Source organism: Methylobacterium sp. WL18 (assembly GCF_008040015.1).
GTDB classification, from domain to species: Bacteria; Pseudomonadota; Alphaproteobacteria; order Rhizobiales; family Beijerinckiaceae; genus Methylobacterium; species Methylobacterium mesophilicum.
In genome coordinates this window covers 1-745 of record NZ_VRVD01001158.1, presented here as the reverse complement: position 1 = coordinate 745, position 745 = coordinate 1, and the positions used below count along the sequence as shown (strand labels likewise).

Sequence of the window (745 nt, the reverse complement as noted above, 5' to 3'; positions counted from 1 at the left end):
TCCCCAGCCCGATCCCCCCAGCCCGATTCCCAGTCGCAGGGTCCCCGCACGTGAACAGCATCATCCAGGGCATCGCCAGCTTCCAGGGCAGCGTCTTCCCCGGCCAGCGCCAGATGTACCAGCAGCTCGTGCGCGACGGTCAGCACCCGAGCGCGCTGATCATCGCCTGTGCGGATTCCCGGGTCTCGCCCGAGCACATCACCCAGGCGGGGCCGGGCGACCTGTTCGTCTGCCGCAACGCCGGCAACATCGTGCCCCCGGCCTCCGACGTGATCGGCGGCGTCTCTTCGGCGATCGAGTACGCCGTGGTGGCCCTGGGGGTGCGCGACATCGTGATCTGCGGCCATTCCGATTGCGGCGCCATGGGCGGCCTGATGAAGCCGGACCTCCTGAAGAAGATGCCCAGCGTCGCGGCCTGGCTGCGCCACGCCGAGGCGGCCGAGCGCATCGTCTGCGAGGCCTATCCCGAGGGGATGGACCCGCAGGAGCGTCACCGGGCGCTCGCCCTGGAGAACGTGGTGGTGCAGCTCGCCAACCTGCGCACCCATCCGAGCGTCGCCGCCGGCCTGGCCAAGGGCCGCTTGCGCCTGCACGGCTGGTTCTTCGAGATCGAGTCCGGCGCGCTGCTGGCCTATGACGGCACCACCGGGCGGTTCCGGCCGATCGCGGAGGCGGACATGCCGGTGGCCCAGGCTCCCGCTTTGGCCCCCGCCCTGGCCGGCAACCGGATGCAGGCGGCGTGAGC

Annotated in this window: 1 protein-coding gene; it reads left to right on the top strand. The window is 71.4% G+C overall.

Annotation, left to right across the window (positions count from 1 at the left end; all coding sequences use genetic code 11):
* Positions 1-50: 50 nt before the first annotated feature.
* Positions 51-743: a carbonic anhydrase gene (locus FV228_RS31515; RefSeq protein ID WP_147857952.1), complete on the top strand. Its 693-nt coding sequence runs from the start codon at positions 51-53 to the stop codon at positions 741-743.
* The last annotated feature ends 2 nt before the right edge of the window (positions 744-745 follow it).